Origin of the sequence: Paenibacillus sp. PvR133 (assembly GCF_017833155.1) — a bacterium.
GTDB lineage: Bacteria > Bacillota > Bacilli > Paenibacillales > Paenibacillaceae > Paenibacillus > Paenibacillus polymyxa_B.
The window spans coordinates 5,445,750-5,460,647 of the sequence record NZ_JAFIBS010000001.1; the positions used below are offsets into that span (position 1 = coordinate 5,445,750).

At 43.0% G+C, this 14,898-nt stretch carries 14 protein-coding genes; 1 reads left to right on the forward strand and 13 read right to left on the reverse strand.

From position 1 onward, the window contains the following. Positions 1-13: 13 nt before the first annotated feature. The 11 genes from JOE49_RS23765 to JOE49_RS23815 all read right to left on the reverse strand — a co-directional run bounded on the left by JOE49_RS23765 (position 14) and on the right by JOE49_RS23815 (position 11,525). A complete protein-coding gene (locus JOE49_RS23765; protein WP_209943168.1) occupies positions 14-1,285 on the reverse strand; it encodes a M20 family metallopeptidase in 1,272 nt (423 codons plus the stop codon). A 134-nt stretch (positions 1,286-1,419) separates the two neighbouring features. After that, positions 1,420-3,012, reverse strand: coding sequence for an ABC transporter substrate-binding protein (locus tag JOE49_RS23770; protein WP_209943170.1), 1,593 nt, complete (start codon positions 3,010-3,012; stop codon positions 1,420-1,422). 35 nt (positions 3,013-3,047) lie between these two features. Further along, a complete protein-coding gene (locus JOE49_RS23775; RefSeq protein ID WP_028542289.1) occupies positions 3,048-3,956 on the reverse strand; it encodes an ABC transporter permease in 909 nt (302 codons plus the stop codon). A 34-nt stretch (positions 3,957-3,990) separates the two neighbouring features. Beyond that, positions 3,991-5,001, reverse strand: a complete 1,011-nt coding sequence (locus JOE49_RS23780; protein WP_209943178.1) for an ABC transporter permease — start codon at positions 4,999-5,001, stop codon at positions 3,991-3,993. Between the two features lie 406 nt (positions 5,002-5,407). Further along, positions 5,408-5,809 carry a hypothetical protein gene (locus JOE49_RS23785; RefSeq protein ID WP_209943180.1) on the reverse strand — a complete coding sequence of 134 codons (402 nt, stop codon included), beginning with the start codon at positions 5,807-5,809 and terminating at the stop codon, positions 5,408-5,410. A gap of 21 nt (positions 5,810-5,830) precedes the next feature. Then, positions 5,831-6,157 (reverse strand): hypothetical protein, encoded by a 327-nt coding sequence (locus tag JOE49_RS23790; RefSeq protein ID WP_075154563.1) that lies wholly within the window; start codon positions 6,155-6,157, stop codon positions 5,831-5,833. A gap of 323 nt (positions 6,158-6,480) precedes the next feature. Then, positions 6,481-7,686 (reverse strand): MFS transporter, encoded by a 1,206-nt coding sequence (locus tag JOE49_RS23795; RefSeq protein WP_075154564.1) that lies wholly within the window; start codon positions 7,684-7,686, stop codon positions 6,481-6,483. Between the two features lie 107 nt (positions 7,687-7,793). Then, the gene (locus tag JOE49_RS23800; protein ID WP_209943182.1) at positions 7,794-8,756 is read right to left on the reverse strand and encodes a helix-turn-helix domain-containing protein; all 963 of its coding nucleotides are present in this window, start codon (positions 8,754-8,756) and stop codon (positions 7,794-7,796) included. 216 nt (positions 8,757-8,972) lie between these two features. Then, positions 8,973-9,956, reverse strand: a complete 984-nt coding sequence (locus JOE49_RS23805; protein WP_209943184.1) for a sensor domain-containing diguanylate cyclase — start codon at positions 9,954-9,956, stop codon at positions 8,973-8,975. A 24-nt stretch (positions 9,957-9,980) separates the two neighbouring features. Then, on the reverse strand, positions 9,981-10,787 hold the full coding sequence (locus JOE49_RS23810) for an alpha/beta fold hydrolase (protein WP_028542285.1): 807 nt from the start codon (positions 10,785-10,787) through the stop codon (positions 9,981-9,983). A gap of 183 nt (positions 10,788-10,970) precedes the next feature. Then, positions 10,971-11,525 carry a TetR/AcrR family transcriptional regulator C-terminal domain-containing protein gene (locus tag JOE49_RS23815; protein WP_023989688.1) on the reverse strand — a complete coding sequence of 185 codons (555 nt, stop codon included), beginning with the start codon at positions 11,523-11,525 and terminating at the stop codon, positions 10,971-10,973. 195 nt (positions 11,526-11,720) lie between these two features. Between JOE49_RS23815 and JOE49_RS23820 the strand changes: the two genes are divergently transcribed. After that, complete coding sequence (locus JOE49_RS23820) at positions 11,721-12,215, forward strand: nuclear transport factor 2 family protein (RefSeq protein WP_209943186.1); 495 nt, start codon at positions 11,721-11,723, stop codon at positions 12,213-12,215. A gap of 87 nt (positions 12,216-12,302) precedes the next feature. On the opposite strand, the gene JOE49_RS23825 is transcribed toward JOE49_RS23820, so the two are convergent. Both JOE49_RS23825 and JOE49_RS23830 read right to left on the reverse strand, forming a co-directional pair. Continuing rightward, positions 12,303-13,139 (reverse strand): methyl-accepting chemotaxis protein, encoded by an 837-nt coding sequence (locus tag JOE49_RS23825; RefSeq protein WP_023989690.1) that lies wholly within the window; start codon positions 13,137-13,139, stop codon positions 12,303-12,305. 274 nt (positions 13,140-13,413) lie between these two features. Then, entirely contained in the window at positions 13,414-14,871 is a 1,458-nt protein-coding gene (locus JOE49_RS23830; RefSeq protein ID WP_053325876.1) for a glycoside hydrolase family 1 protein, read from the reverse strand. Positions 14,872-14,898: the final 27 nt, after the last annotated feature.

Consider the following 14,898-nt stretch of genomic DNA (forward strand, 5'->3'; position numbering starts at 1 on the left):
ACGGCAGATCCCCTTATGCTTCTTTTTGTGTTGTTTTCAGATATTTAAGCGCCGTCAAGGCGTATACTTTCGCAGATTGAATGATCTGCCATACCGGAGCTTTTTCATTAAAATTGTGAATGGTCGACAGTTCGGCAGGCCCGTATTGCAATACCGGGATATTGTATTTGCGGAATGCACGTGCATCGCTGGTTGCCCATTGCAGTACGCCATAGGCCTCTTTACCGCTGACCTCAGCGATAGATTCCACAAGCTCCTGTACAATCGGCTCGGTTGGAGGGGTCCAGTTGGCATTACCATAAAATCCGAATTGTTTGGGTTCCGCGTCAATGCCTACACTTGCAAGCAATTCTTTGGCTTTGGCCAGTACATCCCGGTGGTCTACGCCAAATGGAACACGGGAATCCACTTGCACTGTGCAACGGTCTGCAACCACATTGACTTTGGTGCCTCCCTGAATCGTACCAATGTTCACTGTTACATGATCAAACGCTTGTCCATAGCTTGGGTTCTCCCGTTCACTTGCATAACGCTTGGAAATTTCAATGATCTCTTTGACTTCTTCCGGGATGTCCGGCTTGATGTCCCACAGTTGTTGCAGCGCTTCAATCCCTTTTGCTGCCTTCAAAATAGCACTTTCACCTGCAATCGGCTGCAAACTGCCATGACCCGGTGTGCCTTCAACGGTAAATTCAAACCAGCAGCTTCCTTTTTGCCCGATGGTCGGGTTTTGCGGGCCTGAAGGCTCTGCGATCACAGCAGCTGTTCCTTCAATCAGCTTTCTTTTCAGCACCCAAGGTACTCCGAGATGTCCCCCAGTTTCCTCGTCTGGAACTACAAGCAACGACAACGCACCTTCGAGTGGTACGCCTAGTTTGGAGAAAAGCGCAACGGTAAATATTAATCCGCCCAGTCCTGCTTTCATGTCCGAAGCACCGCGACCCAGGAGATAGCCATCACGTATCTCACCACAAAACGGATCAAAATCCCAACGAGTACGGTCCCCTGCCGGCACGACGTCTGTATGCCCACAGAAAATCAATTTTTTTCCGTCCGCCGTTTCAGCGCCATAATCAGAAATGAGATTCCACATATTCGGCCCGGATTCATGCACCGTTGTTTCTATACCTGCTTCTTTAAGATAGTCCATAATGAACTGACTAATTTCGCGTGAATCACCTGGAGGATTTTCCGAAGGAAACTGAATCAACCGCGAGCATAGCTCAAGCAATTCGTCCTGCCGTTTATCTATTTCATCAAGAACTAACGTTTTCCAATCTGTCATTTCCATTCAATCCCTTCACGTTTTTCATTTAGCCAACTAAATTTTTTACGATCCATCGGGATCAGCTTCATACTTCAGGTGTAAAATGATAGCCTTCGGCTGTAAAAACCGAAGGCATAAGGTAAGATCACAACTTACTCTTTATTCAATGAATAGAATCGGATAACCTCATCTGGGTAGTAAACATATCCAGTGACGTCTTTGCTCATGCCAACAACCCGATTGTATTCATACAGGTACGCCCATGGCGAATCTTGATTTATAAGCTCTTGTGCTTTGCCATACAGCTCTTTACGTTTATTTTCATCTTGCTCTTTGCCTGCTTGTTCCCAAAGCTTATCCACTTCTGCATTAGCATAATGCATATAATTCGAAGAACCGCCGCTGTACATCAGGAACCCGAGATGGTAACCAGGGTCGTTGACGAAGGAAGTCCATTTGGAAATGTATGCTGTCAGGTTGCCTTCTCGTTGCTGTTCAAGGAACTGTGCACGGGCAACATTGACAACATTCATCTTTACGCCAATCTTGGCAAGTTCAGCTTGAATCAATACAGCATCATCTGCCCAGTCCTGGAAGCCGGAACCCAGTGTCAGATCAAAATTAAACCCATTAGGATAACCCGCTTCTGTAAGCAGCTGTTTTGCTTTGTCCAAGTCGTGCTTGTAGCTGTAGCCCGCATCGGTGTAGCCAGGCGTGTTACTCGCTACAGAACTCTTCATTTGCTTTGCTTGACCGTACATGACATCGTCGATTAATTGGTCGTAAGGAATAGCATAAGCAATGGCTTGACGCACTTTTGGATCATTAAAAGGTTTGACTTTGTTATTCATGGCGAAATACAGAATCCGGTTACTTGCATTGGATTGAACCTTCAGATCAGCGTTGGTTTCCAGCTTCGAAACGTCCTTTGCAGGAATTTCAATCGCCATGTCCACATCGCCTTTATCTAGCAGAAGTACACGGTTGGAAGCTTCCTTGGTAAACTTCATCGTTACTTTGCTCAGATTTGGCTCTCCTTGCCAGTAGCTGGCATTAGCATTAAAGACAGCTTCTGTCGCAGGGTCCCATTTTTCAAGCTTGAACGGACCTGAACCTGCCGCATGTTTTTTCAAATAGTCGCCATCGCCATTTTCTTTGACAAGCACATCATCCACAATGGAGAAGTTGTACAATGACAGGATTTGCAGAAACATATGATTGGGTTGGGACAATGTAACGACAACGGTGTGCTCATCAGGCGCTGTAGCGGTTTTAATGGAGCTCATACCATACAGGAAGCTACCAGAATCGGAATTTTTAAGCCGCTCAAAGGAATACAACACAGAATTGGCGGTCAGCGGGTTGCCGCTTTGGAATTTAACGTCTTTACGCAGATGGAGCGTATAAGTCATGTTATCAGCGGACACATCCCATTTCTCAGCCAGCATGGGCTTAATTGCTTCCGTATCTGCCACTTCACCGCTATCCGTAGACTTTTTGCCATAGGTCACAAGCTGATCATAGAGCGCAAGCACAAGGGTATCCGATGTAAGATCACTTGCTTCAGCAGGGTCCATGGTTGACCCTCCCTCCGAGTAAGCAAGTGTAATCGCCTTTGGTGGGGATGGGGCATCTGCGCCTTTCTCTCCAGATGAAGCGGACGGGCTGTTAGCATTGCTCGCACAGCCTGCCGTCCATAGCAACGTAGACAAGACGACAATTAAAGAAAGACTTTTTTTCAACATGGCTTACGTTCTCCCCTTTAATGATCTATTTATTTTTATTTGCTAGAGCGCAGTCTAGGATCAAGAACATCCCGCAAACCGTCTCCAAGCAAATTGAAGCCCAAAATAGCTGTCGCAATTCCAAGACCCGGGAAGGTTACAATCCACCACTCACCGGAAATGATATACGCTCGCCCTTCTGAAATCATTGCGCCCCATTCAGCAATCGGGGGTTTCACACCGAGCCCCAGGAAGCTGAGACTGGCTGAGGTGAGGATGGCGAAGCCCATTCCGAGCGTTGCATTCACAAGCAGTGGGGCAAGTGCATTAGGCAAGATGTGGCGAAACAGGATCGTTCCGTTCGTTACACCAATCGCCCGGCTGGCCTCAACAAACTCCTTTTCCCGGAGAGAGATGGTTTGTCCGTGAATCAGTCTGGCGAATTCGGGTATGCCTACAATGCCCACGGCGATGAGTGCACTCATCAGTCCTGGTCCCATCGCTGCAGCAATGGCCATGGCGAGTACCAGCGACGGGAAAGCCAACAGAATATCCATACAGCGCATAATAATGCTGCCCATTCGACCGCCATAGAAACCTGCGATGGCTCCAAGCGGTACGCCGATGATAAATGAGATCGACACGGCAATCATCCCGGTCCATATGCTGATTCTGGCTCCGTAAATGACACGGCTGAGAATGTCACGTCCGTAATTATCGGTCCCAAACCAATGTTCTGCACTTGGCGGCAGCAGCTTGTTCGCCGGGTCGGTTACATAAGGATCATGTGGAACGATCCATGATGAGAGGATGGCAATGAGCGTCCAGCCAACGATAAAGATAAATCCGATTAAAGCGAGTTTATTGCCAAACAGTAATCGCCAAAAGGTCTTGCGTTTCGGTATAGCGGCTGCATTGGGCTGAGGTACAGCCGCTTTTGCCACCAAATCACTCGCAGTGCTCATCCGAGTACCTCCCCCTACTTTTGTGCTTCGTTCATTATTCGTACCGGATACGTGGATCAATCAATCCGTAAACCAAGTCGACTCCAAGATTGATAAAGCTGTAAATCAGCGCACTTACGAGGGTAAATGCTTGAATCGGTGCGTAGTCAGCCGCCAAAATGGAGTCCGTCACATAGCTGCCCACTCCTGGCCAGGTAAAAATGGTTTCGGTAATAACCGCTCCACCAATCAGGTAACCGACCTGCAAACCAAGTACGGTAAGTGTTGGAATAAAGGCGTTAATGAGTGCGTGCTTATAAATAACAATTCCTTCGCGCAGACCTTTGGCTCTGGCTGTGCGAATAAAATCCTGACCGATCACTTCCAGCATGCTGGAACGCATCATCCGTGCCACAATCGCCATAGTGCCTGTACTGAGACAGACTGCTGGCAGAACCAAATGGGATAAACTGCTTTTTAAAGCTACAAAATCACCGGTCATCAAACTATCGAGTACATAAAGTCCCGTAACGTGCGTCGGCGGATTGATGTCACCGCTAATTCGACCCATGGGCGCAGGAGCGATGCCCCATTTAGCATAGAAGATATAAATGAATAACAGGCCAATCCAGAAAATGGGCATACATGCACCGATCAAGGAAAACACACGTGAAATGTGATCAACAATCGATTCTTTACGGGTTGCTGCCAGGATGCCGATTGGGATTGCCACCAGAATCGCAATAACCAAGCTTGCCAGCGCCAACTCGATGGTTGCTGGAAACCGGGTAGCAAAGTCGCTTGCCACTGACTGTCCAGTGTGATAAGCCTGACCCAGATCACCTTGGAACAATCCAACTACATAATGAAAAAATTGAATGTACTTCGGTTGATCCAGTCCCATGCTGCTTCGAATATTTTCAATCGTCTCGGGTGTAGCCTGTTCCCCCGCAAGCATCACGGCAGGATCACCCGGAAGCACTCTTGAGATCATGAATGTAATGACGACAATACCAAGCAGTGCCGGAATCATTTGTATCAATCTACGTAGTGTGTATACGGCCACAGCCTGTCCCCCCTTATCCGTAATTCCTCGTGTATTTGTCACCTTTCTTTTCATCACTTGTTATTTTTATTCATTGTACTAAGGAACAAGAACGGTTTCCACGTCCTGAACAACTAAAAATAATGACGAATTTTGTCGTTTGCGCACTAAAGTTACTCACCATGTTATTTAAATGTCGTGTTTTATTCGAATATAGAAATCAAAATCAGCATGATGCCAAACAAGCGATCCCCTTTCAAAAGGAAATCGCTTGTTTTTTATATATAGAGATTGTAGTATTAGGCCGATCAGGAAAGGAGAAATAATCGCGAGCACTGCAAAAAACGAGGTGTTCGACTCAGCAGCTTGCTGTCCGGTCGCACCTTAAAGCGAGGGGTAGCGAAAATACGTATTGCTTTGTCTTTCTCTATAGATTTCCAGTCACGATAATACCATTTGCTCGCTTCAGGTGTGCTCTGACCCAAGCTATAAAGGAATCGATAAATATGTGCAATTCCGGCTCCTTGGCAGGCCAAGCATCCAATTCTGTTAATATCTCATGCCATATCGACTCCGGAATCGGATTATCCCAACAGGGATCAAAAGCCTCATACGTTTCCCCCGTATCAGGATCGTCAAGTGGATATTTGGACTTTAACGCAGACAACACGATATCAAAGTCATCTGCGTAGATAAAGATTATCTCCTCCAGCTTTGGTTCATCCGTATCCCTATAACGCAGCGGTTCAAAAGTATATCCAATATTGGCTCGTGGACCACTATAGCGATAGATTAGTGTCTGAATCTCTTTTTTGTCCTTCTTACTCAATCTCACCACTCCTTTCTTCGGCTATAACTCGAACCAATCCGCAGCGCATTTCTCTTCTTCCAGCACCCTGCACATTCCTTCCCTCCACTTCACCGCATCTTCGCCACCAATATGAAATAGACAATAGATATAAGGTTCATCATCTTTTAACCCTTCAATATTCCTTGCCTCTTCCACAGACACCTGGAACGCCTCAGGCCAATAGGGATCATTTTGAAGCAGGACAAAGCCATCCTCATCCCTTTGCATCCGATATCCGTCAATCCTAGGCAATGCTTCAGCTAAACGATCCATTAGCACTTGAATATCCTTAACATCTGCGACTTTAATTCCATACTCCCAACCCATCTGCATCCCTCCAATTTTATGACTTCTCCTTAACTAGCCCCCCCTAAATCGGATTTCACCTTCTCATTCACCTCAGGAGTTCAGTCGTAGTCCGCATATAAGAGGTACTTTTTTGTTTAAAACCACCCACTTTTGCTGTATTTCCATGAGCCTCCCACTTTCCTTCTGCTTTCCCTGAATTTTCTTAAAACTTATTATAATAGATATCTAAACTATGTGGTTTATGACAAATTGAGACCTTTTGACTATCATTCAAACCAGCAAACAAAATAGGCTTCTCGTGAATATAGCACGGAAGCCTATGGGTTCATCAAACAATTCTTTTATTTATTTGGTCTCTGAGATACCAGCTCACTATTCCCTTTTCTCTTTCTTACCCCCAACATAATGATGGCCATAACAGCTACTAGAGCTGCTATAAGAGCAAAAGGAATATATTTGTCCACCCGATATAGGGTCGTTGTCAAAATAGGAGCAATAATTGCAGAAATCCCTTGGACAGTGGCCACCAGACCAGCGGCTCCCCCTTGCTGTTCTTTACTAACAGAAAGAGAAGCCCCAGCCATAAATCCAGGCATAAGCAAGCCTGTACCTATACCAAACATAAAGAACGCTAAATAGTAAACAACCATGCTGGCTGACATGAGGAATATCAGCATACCGGCAATAAGGAACAGAGAACCGAGCAAAATCATCGGCTTGGGTTGCCATTTAAGCCATTTCATCTGAACGATCTGTACAATCAACATGGCTGCACCGGAAAACATAAGTCCAAAGGAAACCACTCTTGCTGTTTCTTCGGATGAAAGGCCTAGTTGATCTTGAAAATAAAATCCGCCTATAACCTGGATGGTCACAATACTAATCATCGTAACCAAACCTGCAAACAAATACATTCGTAGACCGGGTTGAAAGGGGTTAATTCGGGCTGGCTTTTGCTGAATAACGGGCTTAGCAGACGGAATTGCCAGCAAGGCCACTACAAATGCTACAGCAGCAATTACAATCCCAAAATATAGAGGCCACAACAAGCCTATTAAAGTAAAGGCACCTGCAATAGCAGGACCAAATACTAATCCAAGTCCATTGGCTGCGCTAATGATCGCCATCCCACTGCCTCGATCTTCTCCCTCGGTCACATCTCCCATATAAGCTTGGGAGGATGACAATACCGCCGGGATAAACCCGCCGATCAAACCGCGTGTAACAATTAACAGGACTAACAGCAGCCCACCGCTGAGCCAACCTTTTAATCCTGCAAAAAGAGTAAGCGTAAACAGCAAGCAGCTTACACACATCCCTATGAATCCAAGCAGAATCACAGGCTTGCGCCCCTTTGCATCACTCAGATTTCCCCATATTGGGGCCATTAAGGCCATCGTTATGGAGCCAAGCGATATAATTAACCCAGAATGACTTTCTCTTAATCCCAACTCACGAATAAGGGGCGGCATAATTGGAGCAATGAGCATGAGCCCTAGCATAGCCACAAATACACTGAAAAAGATGCTCCCTTTTATTCTGTTCATCCTCGCACACTCCTCTGTTATAGATTCTCTCTATGCAGAAGTATACGAGTCACAGCACCACTCTACTGCCTATATACGGATTATTCTACGGTTAAACGGATTTTATTTTAAAATACCTTCTTTAAAGATGATGGCTTCACTCCGTATTCTCGGAAAAATTGCTCTGAAAATGCACTCACATTGCTATATCCTACAGCCATCGCAGCTTCAGTCACATTGCTTTCTTGGCTTCGGAGCAGCTTCATCGCATAATCAAGACGAATTTGGCGCAAATATTCAAATACAGTAGTTCCAAAGCAGGCTTTGAATCCTTTTTTTAATTTAAAATCGTTTAATCCAACCTTTTTGGATAATGTGATCAGTGAGGGTGGATCAATCATGCTGAACTCAAGTATCTCCCGAGCCATATGCAGCTTTCTGACATCTTCTTTAGACAAACCTTCGGGCATAGGTGTTACATCAAATAATTGAATCATAAATCGATTTAAAATCTCAAGTGCTGCTGCTTCCATTAATAAAGGCGATTTATGCACACTTTTCAAGTCTTTGATCAAATGTTCAATCATCACTATACTTCTGTGATCCAGTTCAAAACTAAAGTGATGGAATGCAGCTCCCTTAAGAATTTGATTAAATTCAATAGCTACCTGCCGACGAGCCGCTAACTGTGAAGCCGCATAATTAAACAACGAAATCGGAATGCCAAGTGCAAATGATTTGTATTGTTCGTTAACCGGAGGATGAAAGCACGCTTTAAAATCCTGTAAAAAAATAAGTGCCCCCTGTCCCATCGGGAGTGTATAATCCAACCCAGCCACATTCACATGACGTTGACCCGAAAGCGCAAATTGGAGCTCAATCATTTGTCCACTGGAAGCAAAGTTGGTCGGATACGGCTCGTGATATTGAATATGCGAATACACGATCTCAATTCCACTATAAGTTGTAACTCGGTAGATATGTCCATGGCCCGCTTCCGGTAAAATCATATACGTATGCTCGTTCTGTTGTCTGAACGGAGTCTTTTCCAAATAATGCTGATATATTAATGATAACGAATTTGAATTCACAAGCGTCCACCTCAAATGTTTTCATTCATCCTGATCCTTCGAATGAGAATCGTTATCAATAATAGTAGCTGAATTTGTATGGTTTGACCAGACCTATTGGAGTAAGCTGTGGAGACATTCCGGGGCTTTTATAATAAAAAGCCCGCCGTAAGAGGCAGGCTCGGCTAATTAGCTCTAAGGCGTGTCAGCTCTTAATTCCCTTTATTAAGACTTTATCTAACTCTTTACGAGATTTGCTGAATGAGTGACCCGATTTCTCCCGCCACTTTTGGAAGCATACAGAGCTAAATCCGCTTGATGAACAATCGTTTGTTCCGTATCCTCTTGCGTAACCGTTGCCACACCAATACTCACAGTAATAGCATATTCTCCCCAATCCATCGAGGCCGTCGTGGAGCGGTATCTTTCCGCTGTAAGAATAGCTTCTTCTTGATCGTTGCCCGGAAGAATAATTACGAACTCCTCGCCGCCATACCGAGCGACAATGTCCCTATCCCGTGACATGGATTGCAGTAATTCTGCCAGATTCGTAAGCACTAGGTCGCCCACTGGATGACCATAAGTATCGTTAATACTTTTAAATCGATCAATATCAATGATAAGCAGCGAAAAAGATATTCCACTCTCACGAAAAGACGCGAGGCTAGCTAGTAATTGATCTTGGAAATACCTTCTATTTTTAAGACCGGTTAACGGGTCCGTTGATGCCATCGTTTCAAGCTGGAGATTAATCCTTTCTAGCTCCTGCTGTTTGATTTCATATTCTTCGTGCAACCGTTCAAGCTTCTGGTTCGCTTCATTCGTAGCCTGATATAATTCCTGAAGCTTGGTTTTGGTCTGCAGAATATCTCTCTCATGTTCAATTCGCTTACGCATCATAAGCACTACACAATCAATAACAGTTTCTCCGTTGCGTTCCTGGCGCACCCCGTTTAGAAGTACAGGCACATCCTGTCGATCACTTGTCCGAAACGAAAAGTACATCTCATCGACATGCCCGTACAACTGAATATAGGGATAAAAATAAGTATGAAAAAATAGCTTGTTGGTAACAGACATTGTGGATTCAATCGGCCGTCCGAGCAATTCATTACGGTCATAAAGTAGCATATCCAATAAAGTTTGGTTTACCGATTGAATGAAGCCAGAATCCGAGATTGAGAAATATCCACAGGGAGCTTTATCTAATTGAATATCCATTTCATGACTGCCTTTCTCCTGATATTACACACTGGCTAAATACTCTTTAATCAGATCGCTTGTTTCTCCAGGTTGACTTAAGTGAGGATAATGCCCCTTTGCCCTCATCTGTTGAAGCCTGCTGTTTTTAAGATGAGTATGTAAATAATTCCCTACTTCAATCGGAGCAATGCTATCGTCCGAGCACTGGAGAATCAGTGTAGGAATCGAAGCATGCTGGAGATCGACACGGCAATCCGAAAAAAAAGTCACTTCCGCAAATTGTCGTGCAATATGAGGGTCTCTTGAGCAAAAGGTTTTCTCCAACTCTTCGGTTAATTCCTGTCGTTCAGGATTCTGCATAACAATGGGTGCCAGGTAACTAGCCCAGCCGATGAAGTTCATTTGCATCATATCAAGCAATTCATCGATGTCACTCTTATCGAAGCCTCCATAATAATAGGGGAGGTCATTCACATAACGAGGAGAGGGACCGAGCATGACGATGCGCTCAAAATATTGGGGATTGCGGATAGAAGCAAGCATTCCGATCATACTACTAACGGAGTGTCCGACGAATATGACATTTCTTAATTCTAGCGCTTCCATAATATCTAGCACATCTTGGGCATACCCTTGTAAGTCGCTGTATTTTTCTGAATCATAGTACTTAATTTGAGATTCTCCGGAACCTACGTAATCAAATAAGACGATTTGGTAGTTGTCGATAAAGCTAGGGACGATATAACGCCACATATCCTGATCGCATCCAAAGCCATGAGCAAATACGATCGTTTGGCTGCCTGAGCCCAGCACTTTTACATTATTACGTACGAGGATGTCAACGGTCATTATAAATCACCTCTCTGAGGTAGTATCTGTTCTATCAGCTTCTTTTCATTATTATATCGGAAAAGATTTGATTATGGATAATGAATCTCATTCAGAAATACATGTACCCAATATTCTTCTAGTTCGGAGTAACTCTGTTCATTTAACTCATTCAAATTCATATCTGTATCCTCTCCGCGGCATTTATTCATCTAAATGAAAATATTTTTTTATAGGCAAGGGCATCGCAGAGAATATTAATTCGCCTAATTGCTCTGGAGATTCCTTCATGCCATTCTCAAGCCAGTCCTTAGTCACATTCACTCCTCCATAAGCGTTAAATCTTATAGCAAAAAGGATGTCGGGAGGCAACGAAGTCCTATTTGTTTTCTTAAGAATATAATTGGTGTGGCATTCAACCGTATAGTTAAAGATATTATTATAAAAAGACAAGTGCGTATTGTCGTCAAAAGCCTTTTTAAAATAGATGTAATCCTCTTTAATAAACTCAACAATTCTCCCGGCAACACGTCCCCAAGGCTCTTTTTCTATATATTGTTCAATAATTTTATCTGCCTTATCACTATATATCCATGAGATCAGGTCATATTTACTGGAAAAATGATAATAAAACATCTGTCTGCTAACCTGACAATTGTCAGTAATATCCGTTACGGTGATGGACTGGATTGGATGTATTTTGGCTAAGTCTATCAAAGATTCAGCAAGAAGTTCCTTAGGAGTTGTTTTTCGAATCATGTTAGCCCTCACAAAATTTTATTTTACATTTGTACACTATGAAGCATTTGTCTACATTTTTAACACTCTTAAAAATCAGTCTATTATTATTTAATTGCCTATATTTTATACTAATGATGTAAATAGAAGCTGGACGCCATCTACCAAATGAAAAGGTAATGGTTCAAAATCTTTTTTATAAAGGAGAATAACAGCATGAATCCCAAAAAGATTAAAAATGTAACTATTAATGCTTCATTCAACAGCGAGAATGAAGTTGCTAAAAAGAACATGGATGTCATTGTAGACTTTTTTTCTTTATATTTAGGAGATACGGACAAATTTTATTCTTTGTGGGTTGAAGATAATCCGGCTGTAATTACCCCATTTACCACTGATGAAGTGGCAGTTTTGCACAATTCTGTTCAAGAAGGCTGGGATGCTGTAAAAGGCTTCTTTAATCCCATTTTTAATGATATGAAAGGGACATTCGAATGGACCATCGATGAGTTTATAGTCGGAGAAAATCCTAACACGATTGTGACAAAAACACGCAGCCATATTGATATCACAGCGAATGGACCATGGGGAGAAAATAAAAAAATAAAATACAACGGGATCTATGTCCAGATCTTTAAATTTGAAAACAATAAAATCAAATCTTTCGAAGAGTATTATGATACTGCACTGTTAAACCAACAATACTCGTAAATATTTACTATTAGAAAAAGTCTCGGCCTGTAATCTACATTTCCATACGGAATGTACAATTCACAGACCGAGACTTTTTTTCATTCTTTATTCTGCTTCAACATCATCCGTGATTTTTTCTACTAACCCTCTCAAGCCGTGGTTGGTTACATTTAATTGATCAATAATATTCATAAATTCCGTAACAAGCTTGGCTTGCTCTTGGGAGGAAACCGCAATCTGTGTGATTTCTTGTTCCATGTTATAAACCGATTGTCTGACGGCTTGCAAGGACTGCTCAATCCGTCCGGTTGCTTCCTTGGTGCCCGTAGACATTTTTCGGATTTCTGTAGCCACAACCCCAAAACCAGCTCCTGCCTCACCCACTCGGGCTGCTTCAATTGCTGCATTTAATCCAAGCAAGTTCGTCTGCTCTGAAATTTCCTTAATGTAGCCGGCCACCTCAGTCACGTTACCGGAGTCCTCAACCGCCTGTTTAGTATTGCTTAAAATTTCTTCGGCAGTCGCACTAAGCTCCTCCGAATGGGCCGCCACATGCTGAATCCCTTCAACTAGCTTGCTTGTAACATCCTCGGCTTGAGTCATCAACTTCTTCAGTTGATCTTGATTATCCATACTATAGGTGATACACATTACGGCCTCGATCTCATTCTGTTCATTCTTAATCGGATGAAAGTAAGAATCAGCAGCGATGCCGAAAACTTCAGCAGCGTAACGCTCTCTGGTCTTTTCACCGCCTACTAGCATTTTGAAGTCTCTGTGTACATCAGGAAGAGGATCGCCTGCTTTGAAGTCATAAACTAAGCTTTTACCCGACTGAAAGAACAGAAATTTTTCCCTGTCCATTACGGAAATTGAAACATCTTGTCGTGCAGCTTCTTTGATAAATGGCATGGCGGTCAAAACAGCTTCTACTTGATTCATAATATGTATCCACTTCCTTATATTTTGATATAAGTCCTATCTTCTATTTCGACATTTTCATCCCATGTGTTTAGTGAATTTTAAAATACATGGATGATGTTGAGCCCCTACCTATAAACAATCTCCGTAGTTTCCTGAAGGGAATCCATTTTCACAGCCGGGATGAATATCCATTTAAGGTGTTATTTTCATTTCATAATAAATACAAGCAGCGCGTACCGATTAAAATTGGCACGCGCTGACGGTATGACTTTTATGAAACAGGCGCTAAGATTTAATCCAACTGCTCTCCATTGGTTTCAATCACATTCTTATACCAATAGAAGCTCTTCTTTCTGGATCTGGCAAGTGTCCCTTTGCCTTCATTATCCTTATCTACGTATATAAACCCATAACGCTTTTTCATTTCACCAGTTCCCGCACTTACCAGATCAATACATCCCCAAGGCGTATACCCTATTAAGTCTACTCCATCAGCAATCGCTTCTTTCATTTGCTCAATGTGTTGCTTTAGATAATCAATTCGATAATCATCGTGAATGGAGCCGTCTTCTTCCACTGTATCTACGGCGCCAAGGCCATTTTCAACAACCATTAACGGGATTTCGTATCGGTTGTAAATGTTATTGAGGGACCATCTCAATCCCTGTGGATCGATCTGCCAATCCCAGGCACTTGCTTTCAAATGAGGATTCTTTAAGCCCATAGATAAATTTCCTCCCACCTTCTCCTGGTTGGGATCGGCGCTGACACAAGTAGAGGAATAATAGCTGAAGGTATAGAAATCTACGCAGCCTTCCTTTAAGATGTCCTCATCCTCTTCTTGCATTTTGATCTGAATGTTATGATCTCTAAAATAGCGTTTGGCAAATCCCGGATAAGCGCCTCTTACTTGAACATCTGAGCATAAGAAATTACTTAAGTTATCCTTTTGTTGAGCTAGCAGAATATCATCAGGATGGCATGTAAGTGGGTAGGAACACATATAAGCAATCATACAACCGATTTTAAAGTCCTTATTGATTTCATGACCCAGCTTTACAGCCTTTGCACTGGCAATAAATTGATGATGCAACGCCTGATACAAAACCTGCTCATCCTTCACTGTAGCATGGGCAAGCTCTCCATTCCCCTCCGGCATCATAGCTCCAGCCATGAATGCGCCAAATGACAAGGTTAAAATATTGATTTCATTAAAGGTTAACCAGTATTTCACAACATCTTTGTATCTGTTAAAAAGCACTTCACAATATCTCACATAAAAATCTACGACTCTGCGATCTGACCAACCATTATATTTTTGGGTCAAATGAAACGGTGCTTCATAATGTGAGATTGTAACCAAAGGCTCAATATTATACTTTTTCAATTCTGCGAATACACGATCATAGAACTGCAAGCCTTGCTCATTCGGCTCTGCATCATCTCCGTTAGGAAATATTCTTGACCACGCAATGGACATTCTAAAGACCTTGAATCCCATCTCTGCAAATAAGCGGATATCCTCTTGATAGTGGTGGAAAAAATCAATAGCCTCGTGACTCGGATAGTTCACTCCTTCTTCCAGTATAGGTGTAATTCTTCGGGAAGTCGTATGCGTTCCAGCCGTGATCACATCCGCAGTGCTTAAGCCTTTACCTTCTTCATTATATCCACCTTCAAATTGGTTGGCAGCCGTTGCACCTCCCCATAAAAATCCTTGTGGAAATTCCAATTTAGTTGTATTTTCCATTGTTAATTCCTCCTCAACATTTAATTA